This window comes from Oerskovia sp. NPDC056781, assembly GCF_042789955.1.
In the GTDB taxonomy this organism is placed as follows: domain Bacteria; phylum Actinomycetota; class Actinomycetes; order Actinomycetales; family Cellulomonadaceae; genus Oerskovia; species Oerskovia rustica.
The window spans coordinates 1-16,350 of sequence record NZ_JBHUAD010000075.1 but is presented as its reverse complement, the minus strand read 5'-3'; the positions used below and the strand labels follow the sequence as shown (position 1 = coordinate 16,350).

General features: G+C 72.3%; 11 protein-coding genes. 2 read left to right on the top strand and 9 right to left on the bottom strand.

Annotated elements, in window-relative coordinates; translation table 11 throughout:
• Window positions 1–91: 91 nt before the first annotated feature.
• The 5 genes from ACFRCR_RS08885 to ACFRCR_RS08865 all read right to left on the bottom strand — a co-directional run bounded on the left by ACFRCR_RS08885 (window position 92) and on the right by ACFRCR_RS08865 (window position 9,714).
• On the bottom strand, window positions 92–4,417 hold the full coding sequence (locus ACFRCR_RS08885; protein WP_377676868.1) for an endo-alpha-N-acetylgalactosaminidase family protein: 4,326 nt from the start codon (window positions 4,415–4,417) through the stop codon (window positions 92–94).
• A 51-nt stretch (window positions 4,418–4,468) separates the two neighbouring features.
• Window positions 4,469–6,352: a beta-galactosidase gene (locus tag ACFRCR_RS08880; RefSeq protein WP_377676866.1), complete on the bottom strand. Its 1,884-nt coding sequence runs from the start codon at window positions 6,350–6,352 to the stop codon at window positions 4,469–4,471.
• A complete protein-coding gene (locus ACFRCR_RS08875; protein WP_377676864.1) occupies window positions 6,349–7,305 on the bottom strand; it encodes a carbohydrate ABC transporter permease in 957 nt (318 codons plus the stop codon). Before ACFRCR_RS08875 ends, ACFRCR_RS08880 begins: the two co-directional genes overlap by 4 nt.
• A complete protein-coding gene (locus ACFRCR_RS08870) occupies window positions 7,302–8,255 on the bottom strand; it encodes a carbohydrate ABC transporter permease (protein WP_377676862.1) in 954 nt (317 codons plus the stop codon). Before ACFRCR_RS08870 ends, ACFRCR_RS08875 begins: the two co-directional genes overlap by 4 nt.
• Before the next feature lie 151 nt (window positions 8,256–8,406).
• Window positions 8,407–9,714 (bottom strand): ABC transporter substrate-binding protein, encoded by a 1,308-nt coding sequence (locus tag ACFRCR_RS08865; protein WP_377676861.1) that lies wholly within the window; start codon window positions 9,712–9,714, stop codon window positions 8,407–8,409.
• A 314-nt stretch (window positions 9,715–10,028) separates the two neighbouring features.
• On the opposite strand from ACFRCR_RS08865, the gene ACFRCR_RS08860 reads away from it, so the two are divergent.
• Window positions 10,029–11,093: a LacI family DNA-binding transcriptional regulator gene (locus tag ACFRCR_RS08860; protein ID WP_377676859.1), complete on the top strand. Its 1,065-nt coding sequence runs from the start codon at window positions 10,029–10,031 to the stop codon at window positions 11,091–11,093.
• Window positions 11,094–11,454: 361 nt separating this feature from the next.
• Here ACFRCR_RS08860 and ACFRCR_RS08855 read toward each other — a convergent pair whose 3' ends face one another.
• The 4 genes from ACFRCR_RS08855 to ACFRCR_RS08840 form a co-directional block, all read right to left on the bottom strand.
• Window positions 11,455–12,741, bottom strand: a complete 1,287-nt coding sequence (locus ACFRCR_RS08855) for a Dyp-type peroxidase (RefSeq protein ID WP_377676857.1) — start codon at window positions 12,739–12,741, stop codon at window positions 11,455–11,457.
• Entirely contained in the window at window positions 12,734–13,318 is a 585-nt protein-coding gene (locus ACFRCR_RS08850; RefSeq protein ID WP_377676855.1) for a copper chaperone PCu(A)C, read from the bottom strand. Before ACFRCR_RS08850 ends, ACFRCR_RS08855 begins: the two co-directional genes overlap by 8 nt.
• Before the next feature lie 146 nt (window positions 13,319–13,464).
• Window positions 13,465–14,187 carry a copper resistance protein CopC gene (locus ACFRCR_RS08845; protein ID WP_377676853.1) on the bottom strand — a complete coding sequence of 241 codons (723 nt, stop codon included), beginning with the start codon at window positions 14,185–14,187 and terminating at the stop codon, window positions 13,465–13,467.
• Window positions 14,188–14,284: 97 nt separating this feature from the next.
• On the bottom strand, window positions 14,285–14,935 hold the full coding sequence (locus ACFRCR_RS08840; RefSeq protein WP_377676852.1) for a hypothetical protein: 651 nt from the start codon (window positions 14,933–14,935) through the stop codon (window positions 14,285–14,287).
• 107 nt (window positions 14,936–15,042) lie between these two features.
• On the opposite strand from ACFRCR_RS08840, the gene ACFRCR_RS08835 reads away from it, so the two are divergent.
• The gene (locus ACFRCR_RS08835) at window positions 15,043–16,281 is read left to right on the top strand and encodes an amidohydrolase (RefSeq protein WP_377676850.1); all 1,239 of its coding nucleotides are present in this window, start codon (window positions 15,043–15,045) and stop codon (window positions 16,279–16,281) included.
• Window positions 16,282–16,350: the final 69 nt, after the last annotated feature.

The window sequence follows — 16,350 nt, the reverse complement described above, 5'->3', positions numbered from 1 at the left end:
CTCCTGAAGAGTCCCGGGGCGTCCTGGTCGCGCACCGGCCGGCCCGAAGGCCGTCCCCGGAGGGCCGTCCCCGGAGGGCCGGCCCGAGCGGCTAGCGGCAGCTCGTGGCCTCGAACGACCTCTCGGTCGTGGTCGTGACCTCGTTGCCGTCGACCGTGGCGGTCGCGGTGAACGTCACGGTCCCCGCCTCGATCGCCTCGCTGCGCGAGTTGAACTTCTGGCTCGCGCTCTTGCCGGGCTGGACGTTGGTGAAGGTCTTGGTGCCGTACGGCGTCGTCACCACCACGTCGACCGGGAAGTCCTCCTCGTTGACCGCGCGCGCCGTGACCTGGGCGCGCGCGCCCGTGCACTGCGAGGTGGCCGTCGTGGTGACCTCGAGCTCGGGCTCGGGCTCGACCGGGTCGGCGCAGGACACCTTGGCGGAGCCCCAGTCGGCGTGGTCGTTGCCGTTGCCGTCACCGCCGTCGGTCACGATCAGGTCGAGGTAGCGGACACCGGTGACCGGGACGTTCAGGTCGACGGTCTTGCCGCCACCCTTGAGCACCTCGGTCTGGGCGAGCTGCGTGCCGTCGCCCACGACCTTGAACTGCACAGTGCCCTTGGTCGCCTGGACGTCGTCGACGCCCACGGTCGCCGTGAAGGCCTCGCACTGACCGGCGAGGAAGACCCGGACGGACGCGTTCGCGTGCGTGCCGAGACCCTTCTCGTGGACGACGCCGCGCAGCGTGAGCGGCTTGCCGTCCTTCTCGCCCTGCTCGCCGTTCGACAGGTCGCGCTCGACCGGTCCCCACCCGTTCGTCGTCGAGACGAAGGGCAGGTCGCTGACCCAGTTCTCGCCGCCGTTCGGCGGGACGACGACCCACACCGACTGGCCGGCCTCGACCGACCGCTTCCCGACGGGCGCCGCCGTGGTCGTGTACGTGCCGCCCGAGGTGAGCGTGTAGGCGTCGGCCGTGATCTTGCCGTGCGGGATGACCTTCCACGTCGTGGTCAGGACGCCGCCTGCGGGGAGCGTGGCAGCGGTCGAGGCGTTGGTCGCCTCGACCTCCCAGCCCTCGGGCACGGCGAGCGTCACGGCGACGTCCGCGACGGCCACGGGCTCGTGGACCGTGAGGCGCGTGGTGACGGTGCTCGCGACGTCGGGCTCGAACGCGACCGGTCCCGGGGAGACCGTGAGCGACGCACAGGCCGGGGTGGCCTCGGCCGGGCCCAGGTCCACGACGCGGAAGTCGTCGAGGATCAGGTCGGACTGGTTGCCGCCCGCGGTGAGCTTGCGCAGCCCCACCCAGGTGTCGCCGCAGCCGCTCGCCACGACGTCCTCGGAGAACGTCGCGGTCGTGCGCTGCTGGCCCAGCGGGGTCGAATGGGTCTCGACCGACGCCGGGGCGCCGCTCGCGACCGAGTCGTAGCCCGTGACCCACTGGTACTCGCCGCCGTTGCCCGACTGGTAGTCGAAGCTCACGCGGTACTGGCGTCCCGCCTCGAGCTTCACGGTGCTGGGCACGGTGCGGTAGACGAGGCCCTTGTTCTCCTCGTGCGCCTTGAGCGACCAGTCGCCGGACAGCGCGTCGTCGACGAGCTTCCCGTTCCAGCCGGCCTGCGTGTACGGGGCGTTGCGCTTGGCGATGTGCGTGCGCGGGTCGGTCACGCCACCCGCGTCGCCCTTGACGAACGGTCCCCAGCCCTGGGTCACGTTCTCGAAGTCGTCGAACGCGACGACCGCTTCGCCCTCGACGGCCGGGGCCACCGAGCGCGTGGCGCTCACGACCCGCAGGTCGTCCACCCGCACGACGGCGTCGCCCGCCGAGGCGGAGACCGTCAGCGTCGGCCGGGCCGGGCCCGCGACGTCCACGAGCACCTGGACGCGCTGGTAGTAGCGGTTGTTCTTCTCGTCGGCCGCGACGAGGTTCTTCGCGGTCGAGCGCTCGACGACGGTGCTCGCGGTCTGCGCGACGCCCTCGCCCGAGACGGACAGAGTGGTCGAACGGGACTTCCCGGGTTGGACCTCGACCCACGCGCTCACGGCGTAGGTGCCCGTCGGGAGCTCGCCGAGCTGCTGGCTCAGCGACGAGGCGCCCGCGCCGAGCGTCGCGACGCGCTGCCCGTTGGACAGCGTCTCGATGCCGGTGGTGCCGGTCGTCTCGTACGCGTCGAGCGTCGCGGCGTTGAAGCCGGGGTCGACGATGCCGCTCGCGGCGCCCCACGCGACGTCCTCGGCCGAGGGGGTCGTGACGCCCTGCGGGTACAGGACGTATGGCTGGCCCGCGGTCGCCTCGACCGTGACCTTGCCGTCCGTGACCGGGACGTCCGCGACCTTCTCGCGGCCCGTCGTCGTGAGCTTGTACATCGTCAGGCTCGTGGCGCCGGAGAGCTCGTCCGTGAGGGTCCACGTGGTCGAGCCACCGGCCGGGTTGTAGTGGTAGAGCTTGCTGCTCTCGGCAGCCTCTCCCTCGAGCCCCGGGGCGTCGGACGCGTTCCACGGCAGGAGGTAGGTGCCGCCCTGGGCGACCACGGCGTCCCCGACGAGGATCTGCCGGTCGGCCGCGGCCTGGCCGCGCGCCGAGACGTCCCCCGTGAAGTCGATCCGGTCGGTGCCCCAGCGCACGATCTCCTGGTGCTGGAGGAACTTGGTCGGGACGTTGGTCGTCCAGATGTTCTTGTAGAACGCGTTCCAGTCGGTCTGCCCGGTCCAGCCCTCGAACTCGACGAGCCGCGCGTTGCCGAGCAGCGGGTGCGGGTTCCAGGTGTCCTTCTCGGCGTTGTCGATGAAGCGCACGATCTGGGAGTTCAGGCCCTTGTTCGCGGCGCCGCCGTAGTTCTCGTCCGCGGACCAGTGGCTCCACAGCGAGCTCGCCTCGAACTTGTCGGACCACTCGGTCGCGATCTGGAGGTCGTTGGCGCGGGCCGCGTCCGCGAGGGCGCGGGCCTGCCAGCCGAAGTTGTAGTAGACGTCGACGTAGAGCAGGTCCAGGTTGCCCCGGGTCTCGTCGGCGAGCTGGCCGATGCGCGCGGCCAGGTCCCCGCTGTTCACGTCGCGGCGCTGGTCGATGTAGTACGACTGACCGAGCCAGTTCCAGCCCTTGGCCGACGGGTCGACGAGCTCGTCCGAGAAGGCGTTCGCCTCGGCGTAGGCCTCGGTCGCGTTGATGTGGACACCGAAGTCCGCGTTCCAGTCGCCGCCCTGCTCGAGGAGCGTGTTCATGTCCTCGAGGCCGCCCGCGCGCTCGTTGTAGTTGCCGCCGTAGTCGGGGTGCGCGGAGTCGTGGCCCTCGGAGCCGTAGCCCTTGAGCAGCGCCATCTGGCCCAGTCCGTCGGTCGCGAGCGAGATGCGCTTGACGTCGTCGAGCGTGCGCAGGAACGGGTGCGTGGCCTGCGAGGCGAAGTTGAACGGGATGTGGGTCACGACGCGGTCGGCGACCTGGTCGGCGCCGAGCGCCTTGGGTGCGGTCGCGCGGAACGCGATCGCCCCGTCCTGCCAGTCGACCTTGTCGTCGGCGTTGGCGTCGGCCGTCACGACGACGGTCGCGTACGGCAGCTCCTCGGTGACGGGCGAGCCCTGGGCCCGATAGGTCCAGGCGCCGCTCCAGACGCCGACGCGCACGCCGCCGTCGGCCGCGCGGGCCTGGCGCTGCAGGCGGTTGCCGTCCGCGGCAGCCTTGCCGTTCGCCTCGTCGTAGACGCTGTTGGTCACGATCGTGGCCGACAGCGCGCTCGTGCTCACGATCGCGTACGCGGACCCGACCGGGTTCGCGTTCACGGGGGTCTGCGCCGTGACGCTCGTGAACGTGTCGCCGACCTTGCCGCGGTCCGGGCTGATCACGGCCGAGGCGACGACGGCCGACGGGTCGGCCGACGAGACGGAGAGCAGGTCGTGGCCGGGGACCTCGATGGTCCCGACGCGGAAGGCCTCGGTGTCGGTCACGCCCGTGACGCGGAACGTCACGGCGCTGCCGTCGACCTCGAGGCGCGTGTCGATGCTGACGCCCGCGAGGTCGGGGAACGTCAGGCGGTAGTCGCGGCTCGTCTCACCGGGCTCGTGGGCCTCGACCGCGACGGTGCGGTCGGTGCCGTTGAGGCGCACCTTCGCCACGGTCGCGGTGCTGCCCGCGAGCGAGGCTCCCGACGCGCGGTCGGTGTAGCTCAGGACCCGTGGGAAGTCGGCCGCGACCTGGACGTCGAGCTGGGGAGAGCGCAGCGTCGCCGCGCCCTCGGCGCTCGCCGCGGCGACCTGCTCGGCCGTCAGGCCCAGGGCCGAGAGCTGGGCCGTGCTGCTGGTGGCCGCCGCGGGGAGGGCGGCGACCGGCAGCGCCGCGAACGGCACCACGACCGCGGTGGCGAGCGCCACGAGCCGGCGGGCGCGGCGCGAGCCGCCGCCCGGGAGGGAACCGGCCCGGGGGCCAGGGGAATGTCGAACCATGTGCTGTCTCCTTCGATAGCAGTTCATCGGCCGTCCCCCGACCGACGGGCGTCACAGCTCTTCGACGTACTCCTCGGGCTCGCCGAGGACGGCCTCGTCCTTCAGCTCGAGGTCGGAGCCGACCTCGTGCAGCTCGAGGACCGTGACGGTGTTGCTCCCCGCGCGCAGCAGCGGCGCGGGGACGTAGAGGGTGTGCTGCGGGCCGCGTTCCCAGTAGCGGCCGAGCAGCACGTCGTTGACCCAGACGAACCCCTTGGTCCAGCCCGGCAGGGCGAGGAAGGCGTCGGCGGGGTCGTCGACGTCGAGCGTCGTCCGGGCGATCACGCCCTGTGGCCCGACGGCGTCGGCTCTGTCGGAGTCGGCAGCGTCGTCGGCGGCACCGGGCTCACCGGTGGCCCCGCTCCCCCACAGCCCGTCCACGGGCAGCAGGTCGAGCGGCAGGGACCGCGAGGTCCAGCCGTGGACGATGCGTCGCTCGACCAGGACGTCGCCGAGGATGCCCTTGTGCTCGCCGAGGCGCGGCCCGTAGTTGATGCGGCCCAGGTTCTCGACGAGGATCTCGAGCCGCACGGGCACGCCTCGACCGACGACCGTGAGCCCCCGGTGGGAGGTCTCGCGCTCCAGGACGCCGACCTCGTGGCCGTCGACGTAGACCGTCGCGCGGTCGTGCAGGCCGAGGATCGAGAGCGTGCTGCTGCCGGGCGGGAGCGTCGGTGTGGCCGTGTGGAGCACGAGCCCGGCGTTCTGCCCGAGCTGCTCGAACGTCAGCGGCGACGAGGCGGCGGTCACGGCACCGAGCGCCCGCAGGGCGGGCAGGAGCGGGCGGGTGCTCACCGGAGGCAGGGCGCGCGCCGGGAGCCGGACGGGGTCCTGGATCCACCGGTCGTCCTGGGTGTCTCCGACGTCGCCCCGGTACTCGGTGAGCACCTTGCGCAGCGCGAAGAACTTGGACGTCACGGTGCCGTCCTCGGCCACCGCGGCGTCGGAGTCGTAGCTCGTGACGGTCGGCTGGAGGCGCGTCCCGTCGTGGTTGGCCCCCGCGGTCAGCCCGAAGTTCGTGCCGCCGTGCGCCATGTACAGGCTCACGGACCCGCCGAGGTCGAGGAGCTCGCGCACGTCGGACGCCGCGCTGTCGGCGCCGCGCACGTGGTGCGGGTCGCCCCAGTGGTCGAACCAGCCGTTCCAGAACTCGGCGCACACGAACGGCTGCTCGCCGCGGCGGGCCGTGAGCTTGTCGAGCGCCTGCCCCGGACGGCTGCCGAACGTGGCCGCGGCCAGCACGCCCGGGAGCGTGCCGCCGTCGAGCATGAGGTCGGTGGGTCCGTCGGCGGTGAAGAGGAGCTCGTCGACGCCGCGGGCCACGAGGGCATCGTGGACCCAGGCCATGTAGGCGTGGTCGTCGCCGAAGCTGCCGTACTCGTTCTCGACCTGGACGGCCACGACGGGTCCGCCCCGGCTCGCCTGGAGCGCCGCGAGGCGCGGCACCAGCTCGTCGAACCAGGCCGCGACCGCTGCGAGGTACGTCTCGTCGCTGCACCGCAGCCGCACGCCGGGCAGCGCCGTGAGCCAGGCCGGCAGGCCGCCGTTGTCCCACTCGGCGCAGATGTACGGGCCGGGCCGAACCACGACGTCGAGCCCCAGGTCGCCCGCGAGGCGCACGAACCGCTCGACGTCGCGCCACCCCGTGAAGTCGAACGTGCCGCGCTCGGCCTCGTGCCAGTTCCACGGGACGTAGGTGTCGACCGTGTTGAGGCCCATGGCGCGCAGGCGCAGGAGGCGGTCCTCCCACTGGTCGGGGTGCACGCGGAAGTAGTGGATCGAGCCCGAGAGCAGGCGGTGCGGAGCCCCGTCCCGCAGGAGGTTCGCGCCGTCGGTGCGCAGGATCGGTCCGCCGACCGGGCCCGAGGCCTGGCCGGCTGGGTGCTGCTGGTTCACTTGATGGCCCCCGCTGCAAGTCCGGAGCGCCAGAAGCGCTGGAGGGAGAGGAACGCGACGATGAGCGGGACGACCGCCACGAACGCGCCGATGATGACCATGTGCCGTTCGATCTGGCCGGCCTGGACCAGGGCGTTCCAGCTCACCAGCCCGACGGTGACGGGCCGCAGGTTCTCGGAGATGAGGACCTGCGAGGGGAGCAGGAAGTTGTTCCAGATCTCGACGAACTGGAAGAGGAAGATCGTGACGAGCGCGGGGGCCATCATCTTGAGGCTGACCCCGAAGAAGATGCGGCCCTCGCTCGCGCCGTCGAGGCGGGCGGCCTCGATGACCTCGTCGGGTACCGAGCTGGCGGCGAAGATGCGCCCCAGGTAGACGCCGAACGGGCTCACGATGCTGGGCAGGAGCACCGCGAGGTAGGTGTTGACGATGCCCGTCGCGGAGAACATGAGGAACAGCGGCAGCGTGAACAGGACCTTGGGGATGAGGACCGCACCGAGGACCACGCCGAACAGCACGCCCTTGCCGCGGAACTCGTACTTCGCCAGGGCGTAGCCGGTCGAGACCGCGATGAGCGTCCCGAGGCCCGCGCCGACGATCGAGTAGAGCGCCGAGTTCGCCATCCAGACGGCGAAGATGCCGTCCTTGTACGCGAACAGGTCGCCGATGTTGCCGAAGAGGTCGAAGTTGGAGAACCACAGGGGGCTGCCGGCGAACGTGTACCCGGCGTCCTTGGTGGCCGCGACGAACAGCCACCACAGGGGGAACAGGAAGTACACGGCGGTGAGCGCGAGGACCGCGGTGACCGCGATGCGGCTCGTGGCCGTGGTCTCGATCGAGTCGCCGCGCAGGCCGCCTGCGCTCCCCCGGCTCCCCTTCGCGTCGGTGCGCTTGCGGCGCTGGCGGTTGCCCGCGGTCTTCTCGGCCCGGACGGGTGCGGTGCTCGTGGTCACGAGGACCTCCTGGACGTCAGACGGAAGAAGAGGACGGACAGCACGGCCACGCCGACCGCAAGCAGCACCGACTGGGCCGCCGCGTACGGGTAGTTGGCCGACTGGAGCGAGGCCTGTGCGGCCATGATCGGCGTGTAGCTCGCGTCGATCGCCCCGGTGCTCTGCTTGAGCACGAACGGCTCGTTGTAGAGCTGCGCGGAGCCGATGATCGAGAAGATCGTGGTGAGGAGGATCGCTGGCCGCACGAGCGGGATCTTGATGCTCCACGCGGTGCGCCACGGTGAGGCGCCGTCGAGCTTGGCGGCCTCGAGCACCTCGCCCGGGACCCCCTGGAGCGCGGCGTAGATGATGATCATGTTGTAGCCGGTCCAGCCCCACGTCACGACGTTCGCGACGGCCCACAGGGCGAAGTCCTGGCTGAGGAAGTTGACGTCGAGCCCGAACAGGCCGAGCAGCTGGTTGAACGGGTTGTTCGTGGGCGAGTAGAGGAACGACCACATGAGCGCCGAGACCACGGTCGGCACCGCGTAGGGCGCGAAGCTCGAGAGACGGAAGAAGCCCTTGGCCCGTGCCGAGGCCGAGTCGATGAGGAGCGCGATCCCGAGCGCGAGGCCCAGCATGACGGGCACCTGCACGACGCCGAACAGGAGCACGCGGCCGATCGAGGTGATGAACGTCGAGTCGCCCAGCGCGTACGCGTAGTTGAACAGGGGGTCGAAGATCTCCTGCGTGCCGCCCAGCCCGAGCGCGTCGCGCTGGATGCGGAACATGCTCTTGTAGATCGCGAACAGGATGGGCGCGACGTACATCCCGACGAAGAGCACCACGAACGGACCGACGAACCAGATCGCGTACCGGCTGGTCCGGCTGCGCGGTCGCTGGGGCGGCGTGGTCGCCGCGCGCTTCGTCTCGACCGGCGGCGGTGCCGCCGACGTCAGGCTCGTGGTCATGGTGGGTTCCTCAGGGGGATGCGTCGTGGTGCCCGACGACGTCACGCGCCCAGGTGCACCGGTGCTCGGAGGTGCGTGGCGTCGTCGGGCCTTGTGCTGCTCGTGCGCGGCGAGAACCGCGCGGGTGGTGCTGGTCGTGCCGGACGTCAGGTCACTCGTTGACGGCGATGCCCTGCTGCTTGAGCTCGGAGACCGTGGCCTCGCGGGCGCCGGTGAGCGCGGTCGCGACGGTCGCGCCGCCCTCCTTGGCGTAGGCCTGCTTCATGCCCGTGCCGAGCGTGCCCACGAGGGTCGAGACGCCGGGGCCCCAGGCCCAGTCCTCGTTGACCTGGCCGGACGCGGTCTTGAACACGTCGCTGATGACCTGGCCGCCGAAGTACTCGTCGCCCGTGGCGAGGAGCTCGGACTCGAGGCCCGCGACCGAGGCCGGGTACACGCCGCCGCCCTTGACGAGCTCGTCGACCGACGCGGGGTCGGTGCTGATCCAGTTGGCGACGGTCCACGCCGCCTCCGGGTCGTCGCAGCCCTTGAGGACCGCGGAGAGGCTGCCGCCCACGTTGCCGGTCTTGGCGTCGCCCGCCTCCCACTGCGGGAGCTCGGCCACGGCCCAGTCGCCGGACGAGGCCGCGGCGGAGTCCTTGAGGATGCCCGCGAACCAGGCGGCACCCACGATCGTGGCGATCGAGCCGTCGCCGAGGCCCGCAGCCCAGTCGTCGCTCCAGATGCCTGCGCCGATCACGTCGGCGTCGACGAGGCCCTGCCAGTAGTCGGCGACCTCGAGGTTGGCCGGGGAGTCGGGGGTGATGGACCAGGCGCCGTCCTTGATCTCGTACCAGGGGGCGCCGGCCTGCCAGGCGAAGCCCGAGTAGTCGTAGTCCTCGTACGTGCCGGTCAGCTTGATGCCCGCAGCCTTGAGCTTCTCGCCCGCTGCCTGGTACTCGGCCCACGTGGTGGGGACGGCGATGCCGTTCGCCTCGAACACGGTCTTGTTGTAGAAGAGCACCATGGGGCCCTGGTCCTGCGGGGCGCCGTAGGTCTTGCCGCCCACGTTGACGCCGGCCCAGCCCGCGGGGGCGTAGAGGTCCTTGTCCTTCCCGGCGAACTCGGTGACGTCCACGACGTTGCCCTCGGCGACGAAGCTGGGGAGCGTCTCGAAGCCGACCTGGGCGATGCACGGGGCGTTGCCCGCGGTGATCGAGTTGCGGATCTTGTCGTAGCCGCCCTTGTTGCCGGGCTCGATCTGCGTGTACTTGATCTTGATGTCGTCGTGCGTGTCGTTGAAGATCTTGGCCGACTCGTCGTAGCCCGCGGCCCAGGTCCAGACCTCGATCTCCTTGACCTTGCCGTCGCCGCCTGCCGAGCCACCGGACGTCGTGTCCGACGAGCAGGCGGTCAGGCCGCCCGCAGCGAGGGTGAGGATCGACGCGACCCCGACTGCCTTGACGATCGATGACTTCATGACTCTCCTTCTGACCACACTGTGCTGAGGATGGAGCGGCGACGGCGCCGCGGTCTGCGTGGAGCACACTCTGGCACACGTTGATATGGATCACAACCCACTCACCGAGGGGTGCCACGACTTGCGCAAACCCGTCACTTTCGGCTGCATGTTCTGGCTGTTATGGTCAACACTGATAACAGAAGGGTGACGACGACGTGAGCTTGGCAGGCTCTCGCTGTTGGCGTCCACTACGCTGCGGTGCACACCCGCGGCCCCGCACACCGAGGTGCCCGACGGCCCACGCCGGACCCTCACCGCCCGAAGGAGAGCACGTGGAACGACCGTCACCGCCCGCACGGACGGAGCCGGCGCAGGGGAGGACCACGGCCGTTCCCGCCCGGGGCCGCGGCCCCGCGATGGCCGACGTCGCCCGCGTCGCCGGCGTCTCCGCCCAGACCGTCTCCCGCGTCCTGTCGGGGCACCCCAACGTCAACGAGACCACGCGCAACCGGGTGCGCGCCGCCGTCGAGCAGACCGGGTACCGCCGCAACAGCCTCGCCCGCGCGCTCGTGACGGGACGCAGCAAGACCATCGGCGTCATCACGCACGAGACCGACTTCTACTCGGGCAGCGCCATGATGCTCGGCATGCAGCGCGCGGCCCGCGACGGCGGCTACTTCGTGAGCACCGCGAGCACCGCCTCGCTCTCCCCCGCCTCGATCGCCCAGGCCGTCGACCGCCTCCTCGACCAAGGCGTCGACGGACTCGTCATCGCCGTCCCCGTGCGCGACGACGAGTCGCTCGGCGACCTCATCCACGGCACCCCGACCGTCGTCGTGGACGGCATGCAGTCGTCGGCGACCGAGGTCGTCGCGGTCGACCAGGTCGCCGCGGGTCGCGTCGCGACCGAGCACCTCCTGGAGCTGGGCCACGAGACCGTGTGGCACCTCGCCGGCCCCGCCTCGTGGAACGACGCCAACGGCCGCACCGCCGGGTGGCAGGCCGCCCTGCACGACGCAGGACGCACCGAGCCGCCCGTGCTGTACGGCGACTGGAGCCCCGAGTCCGGCTACCGCAACGGCCTGGTCCTGGGCCGCCTGCCCGAGGTCACCGCCGTGTTCGTCGCGAGCGACGAGATGGCGTTCGGGCTGATCCGAGGACTGACGGAGATGGGCCGACGAGTCCCCGAGGACGTGTCGGTCGTGGGCATGGACGACATCGCGCTCGCCGAGTACTGCTCACCGCCGCTCACCACGGTCCGCCAGCCGTTCCACCTGACCGGCCGCCTCGCGGTCGAGCACGTGATCGCGCTCATCGCGGACCCGACGACCGTGCACGAGCCCGAGGTCGTGCTGCCCGAGCTTGCGGTGCGCCTCAGCACGGCGCCGCCGCGCTGAGCGTCGACATGTCGAAAGGGCACCGCCGGCGGCACCCTTTCGACGCTGCTTGGCGGCGAGAGGTCGTGGTCAGGGATCGGAGGAAGAGCGCCGCCGACCGACCCCGGACGCGCCGGAGGCGGCCCGTCGCGTGAGCGCCCCCCTGCAGGGCTCACACCACGGGCCGCCTCCGACCCTCACGCCCGTCACGACCCCCATCGACGACCGAGCGTTCACCTGAGCAGAGGAGGGTGGCGCTCGTTTGATACAGACAGTCGACGTGACCCCCGTCACATTCTGACATCGGGTGTCACCGACCGCAGCGGGACGGCCCGCCCGGAGCGCCACGAGCGCCCCGCACGGGCCGTCCCCCGGCCGGGCGTCAGCCCAGCAGCGCCTGCCCCAGGAACTCGCCCTCGGCACAGCCCGGCGGCACCGCGAACACCGCCGAACCGATCGGCGTCGTCCACTCGTTGAGCAGGTCCACCTCGTCGAGCCGCCGCTGGACCGGCACGAACTGCCGGTCGACGTCGGCCTGGAACGTCACGAACACCAGTCCCGAGCTGCTGAGCGCCCCCGGGTCGGCCGCGACGTCGGGAGCGTCGTCGTAGCTGTACGCGCGACGCAGGAACCGCTCGGCCTGGTCGTCGGTCCGGGCCCGCCGCACATGCGCGGCCGGCCCGATCACGGTCAGCCCGTGCGGCCCGACCGCGTCGAGGTCCGGCTCGTCGTCCTCCTCGTCGCCCGTGAGCGGCGCACCGTCCACGAGGCGGCGCCCCATGACGGCCTCGCGCGTGGAGCGGTCGACCTCGTCCCACGTGTCGAGCTCCATGCGGATGCGCCGCACGACCATCGACGTGCCGCCCGCGAGCCAACCGTCCGTGCCGTCCGACCACACGAGCGGGGAGTCCGCGACGGGGTCCACGTTCCGCGTCCCGTCGATCTGCCCCATGAGGTTGCGCATGGTCCGGCCCGCTGGCTCGCTCCCGACCGACCGCCGGAAGCCCTTCTGCAGCCACCGCACGGACACGAAGTCGCGCGCCTCGCGCAGCAGCATCCGGACCGCGTGCGAGACCGTCACCTCGTCGTCGGCGCAGACCTGGAGCACCAGGTCGCCGTCGTTCCAGCGGTCCTCGAGCCGGTCCACGCCGAACGCGGGCAGGGGCCGGAGCCACGACGGACGCCGGTCGTCGAGCCCCGCGGCCGTGAAGACCGCGGGCCCGTAGCCGACCGTGACGGTGAGGCGCGCGGGCACCTCGGCGAGCTCGGGCTCGGTGTCGGTCAGACCGGGACGTCCCTGCGTGAGGCGCGCGACGTCGTCGGTCCAGATCCGCATGAGCCGCACCAGCGCGTCCCGGTCCGTGCCGGGCGCGAGGGTCAGCGCGACGAGCGTCAGGTACGCCTGGGGAGGCGTCACAACGCCCGCCTGCCGCGGGCCGTGGAAGGGCACGCGCAGGTCGCCGTGCAGCGAGGTCTCCCCCGTGCCCGACGGCGCCGCTCCCCGCGCGGGGGCCGTGGACCGCCCGGCCCACGCACCTCCCGCACCGGCGACCGCGACCGCCCCGGCGGCGGCCCCGCCGACCAGGAACGCGCGACGCGAGACCCTGGCCTGGGCGGTCGGGCGGCTCCCTGCCGCCGGGTCATCCGGCCCGGGGCCGACGTCAGCCATCGTGGCTCATGTCGTGGCCCTCGTCGTGACCGTCGTCGTAGCTCTCCTTGGCGCCCGCGAACGTGCGCGTGGGGGCCGTGACGACGAGCGTGGAGCCGTCGCTCAGCTCGAGCGTGACGTCGTACTCGGCCCCGGCCTGGACCGGCGCGGACAGCTCCATGAGCATGAGGTGGTCGCCGCCGGGCTCGAGCGCGTGCTCGCCGCCCGCAGGGATGGTCAGCCCGCCCTCCTTCTGGCGCATGACCATGGCGCCCGAGTCGTCGGTCGCCATCTCGTGGAGCTCGACGCGAGACAGGTCGGACGTGGCGCCGACGACCGTGACGTCCTCGTCGCCGTCGTTGTGCAGGACGGCGAAGGCCGCCGTCATGCCGGACTCGGCCGCCTTGATCCAGGGATCGGTCACGGTCAGGTGGTCGGCCGCGGTGCTCGCCGAGGCGCCGGACGACGCGCTCGGCGAGGCCGTGCCGGACGGGGTGCCGGAAGCGGTGCCCGACGGGGTGCCGGAGCAGCCCGCGAGGAGGGCGAGGGTGACGGTCGCGCCGAGCAGGGTCGCGCGACGGGTGGTGCGTGCAGACATGGTGGGTCCTTCGGTTCGTGACCCGGCGTCGGGGCGCGCGAGGACGGCCCGCGCCGCGGAGCCCCTGGTCCGGGGCAGGACCAGGGGCACCGCGGGGTCGCGGGAACGCCCGGGCGACGACGTCGCCGGGAAGGGAGCGGGAGGGGTCAGTCCTGCTGCTGCTGGCGGCGGCGGACGATCAGCACGGCGACGACCACGACGCCGGCCGCGAGCACGGCGAGCCCGACGAGCAGCGGCACGATCGAGCGCGCCTCGTCGTCGGTCGCGTCGGACGCGTCGCTCGATGCCGTCGTGCTCGCCTCGGTCGTGTCCTCGGTGGCCGACGGCGCCACGACGGCGGGCTCGTCGGTCGCCACGGGCGCGGCCGGCTCAGGAGCCGCGGCGACCGCGAACGAGAACGTGCCCTCGATGGGGTGGCCGTCCGAGGAGACGACGCGCCACGCGATCGTGTAGGTGTCACCGGTCAGCTCGGCGGGCCACGGGAACGTCGCGGACGTCCCCTCGATCGTGGGGCTGCCCTGTGCGACGACGGTCCCGGCCGTGTCGGTCACGACGACCTGCGGCTCGACCGCGAGGGGCTCGGTGCTGAACGTCATGGTCAGTGCGGCGGGCGCGGCGTCGAGCTGCGCGCCGTCCGCCGGGTCGGTGCTGATGATGCGGTCGTGCGCCTGGGCCGGGGCGGCGCCACCGATGCCGAGCAGAAGGGTCGCTGCCAGCGTCGCGAGGGCCGCGAGCGTCGCGACGAGGAGCCGGGCCGGGCCGGTGCGGGGTGCGGGGTGCGCGAGGGCGACCGCTCGCCCGCGACGGTCGGCGACCATGGACAGGATTGACGGGTGGGAGTGGTGGGACTGGTCGGTCTGGAAAGGCATGGAAGACGCTCTCGATGAGGCGCGGCACGAGCTCGCGCAGGGGGTACCCGGGGGACGGCCGGCCTCGTCGATGGCCCGCGCGCGAGCGCGGACCGGGTCAGGAAGGAAGGGCGACGGGCCGGGCGAGCAGCGGTGGTCCGCGCGTCGTCGGGGTCCGCAGGTGGACCGTCGCCGTGCGGGACGGCGCGGCAGCCGGAGCGAGGGGCCGGTGCACGACCGGCAGCGCGGGCAGGAGGTCCGCGAGCGCCCGCCGGGGCGCGAGCCACGTCAGGAGCAGGCCGAGCGCGCGCTCGCCGTGCGCGACGACCAGGGCCACGACCAGGGTCGCGACCACGTGCGCCAGGACCATCCATGCTCCCGCGGGGGTCTCGTGCGGGAGGTGCGCGACACCGTCGGGCACAGGGGTGCTCGCCGCGCAGGTCGCGAGCGTGCCCGCCACCGCACGGCCCGCATGGCCTACGTGGCCCCCGCCGACCGGCGTGCACGACGCGGGCGCGGAGAAGCCCAGGCCGTAGTGCAGCGCGACCTGGCCCGTGCCGAGGATCGCGACCAGCCGGCCGAACGTGAGGCGGAAGCGGGCCGCGAACGTCGCGCCGGCCATCGTGAACGACGCCAGGGCGAGCAGGATCAGCGGGTGCGGGAGCGTGCCACCGCCGAGGCGGTGCGCGAGCGCCGCGAGGGCCAGCACCAGGGTCGCGACGAGACCCGCGCGCGCGACGCGCAACGGACCGGCGACCTGGGTGAGCACGGGGACCACCCTAGCGGGACATGACGCGGCGTCGGATCCGGCTGCCGGAGCGCCCACGGCGCACCCCCGAGCACCGGGCCCGCCCGGTCGGGGAGAGGATGGTGCGCATGACCACACGCAACAGCATCGCCATCACGAACGGCTACGTCGTCCCCGTCGCCTCCGCACCCCTGGAGAACGCGACCGTCCTCGTCGAGGACGGCGTCATCACGGCCGTCGGCCAGGACGTCGTCGTGCCCGACGGGGTCCGCACGGTCGACGCCGGGGGCCGGTGGGTCCTGCCCGGCTTCGTCGAGTCGCACGGCCACATGGGCGTCATGGAGGAGGCCGAGGGCTGGGCCGGCAACGACACCAACGAGATGACCGACCCCAACGGCGCCGCCCTGCGCGCGCTCGACGCCATCAACATCGAGGACGAGGGCTTCCGCGACGCGCTCGTGGGCGGCGTGACCTCGGCCGTCATCAAGCCCGGCTCGGGCAACCCGATCGGCGGGCAGACCGTCGCGATCAAGACCTGGGGCGGTCGGACCGTCGACGAGCAGGTCATCCGCGAGGCCGTGTCGGTGAAGTCGGCGCTGGGCGAGAACCCCAAGCGCGTCTACGGCGACCAGAAGAAGCTCCCGTCGACGCGCCTGGGCGTCGCGAACGTGATCCGCAAGGCGTTCGTCGACGCGCAGAACTATGTCGCCAAGCGCGACGCGGCCGAGGCCAAGGGCGAGCCGTTCGACCGCGACCTCGCCAAGGAGACCCTGGGGCGCGTGCTCGCTGGTGAGCTCTTCTGGGACCAGCACACGCACCGCGCCGACGACATCGCGACCGCGCTGCGCCTCGCGGACGAGTTCGGGTACAAGCTCGTCATCAACCACGGGACCGACGGCGCCGCGGTCGCCGACGTCCTGGCCGAGCGGGACGTGCCGGTCATCTTCGGCCCCCTGTTCACGTCGCGGTCCAAGATCGAGCTGCGCAACCGCGACATCGCCAACCTCGGGGCGCTCGCCCGCGCCGGGGTGCGTGTCGCGATCACGACCGACCACCCCGTGGTGCCCATCAACTTCCTGGTGCACCAGGCGTCGCTCGCCGTGAAGGAAGGGCTGGACCGCGACGTCGCGATCCAGGCGCTCACGACGAACCCGGCAGCGTTCCTGGGCCTCGACGACCGCATCGGGTCGCTGCGCCCCGGGCTCGACGGCGACGTCGTGATCTGGTCGGGAGACCCGCTGGAGGTGACCTCGCGCGCCGAGAACGTGTTCGTGACCGGCACCGAGGTCTACTCGTGGGACCGTGCGGCGGCCGGCGGGCGCGGCACGGGGACGGTCGTGGAGCGCGGGGAGCGCTTCACGGACTGAGCCGACCGGCCGGGCCGGACGCCGAGTGTGCAGTTCGGGTCGTCTCCAGCGCGCGGGGACGACCCGAAC

What these genes read in the sequence shown, in the direction of transcription:
- ACFRCR_RS08885 (WP_377676868.1), bottom strand. Translation starts at nt 4,417, where the DNA reads ATGGTTCGACATTCCCCTGGCCCCCGGGCCGGTTCCCTCCCGGGCGGC.
- ACFRCR_RS08870 (WP_377676862.1), bottom strand. Translation starts at nt 8,255, where the DNA reads ATGACCACGAGCCTGACGTCGGCGGCACCGCCGCCGGTCGAGACGAAG.
- ACFRCR_RS08865 (WP_377676861.1), bottom strand. Translation starts at nt 9,714, where the DNA reads ATGAAGTCATCGATCGTCAAGGCAGTCGGGGTCGCGTCGATCCTCACC.
- ACFRCR_RS08855 (WP_377676857.1), bottom strand. Translation starts at nt 12,741, where the DNA reads ATGGCTGACGTCGGCCCCGGGCCGGATGACCCGGCGGCAGGGAGCCGC.
- ACFRCR_RS08850 (WP_377676855.1), bottom strand. Translation starts at nt 13,318, where the DNA reads ATGTCTGCACGCACCACCCGTCGCGCGACCCTGCTCGGCGCGACCGTC.
- ACFRCR_RS08845 (WP_377676853.1), bottom strand. Translation starts at nt 14,187, where the DNA reads ATGCCTTTCCAGACCGACCAGTCCCACCACTCCCACCCGTCAATCCTG.
- ACFRCR_RS08835 (WP_377676850.1), top strand. Translation starts at nt 15,043, where the DNA reads ATGACCACACGCAACAGCATCGCCATCACGAACGGCTACGTCGTCCCC.